Raw genomic sequence first — 301 nt, forward strand, 5'->3', positions numbered from 1 at the left:
GCTCGACCATGTCCAGATCGATGGTGTAGCTGTCCCGTGCGCTATCCCGCAGCGGGTTGCTCTGGGGCACACCGTCCACCAGAAACAGGGGTGAACGGCCCCGGAAAGTTTCACCGGCATTGGACAGCTTCTGACGGCCCGGAGAATAGGAAGGAATCAGATTGCTCAGCACCTGGCCGGGGTCATTGGAAATCGCCTGTTGTTGCTCAATCTGCTCGCGGGTAATGATGGTTGTCTTCTGCGGAGTCTCTCCCGCTGTACTTTTGTTGCGGGTGGCCGTGATAACCAGGTCCGGTAACGC

1 protein-coding gene is annotated in these 301 nt (G+C 58.5%); it reads right to left on the reverse strand.

Annotated features, from left to right (window positions below; all coding sequences use genetic code 11):
* Positions 1–301: TonB-dependent receptor plug domain-containing protein (locus tag BIU96_RS16280; protein WP_175477589.1), on the reverse strand; the 301-nt coding region annotated here is incomplete at both ends.

Origin of the sequence: Curtobacterium sp. MCBA15_008, assembly GCF_001865065.1 — a bacterium.
In the GTDB taxonomy this organism is placed as follows: domain Bacteria; phylum Actinomycetota; class Actinomycetes; order Actinomycetales; family Microbacteriaceae; genus Curtobacterium.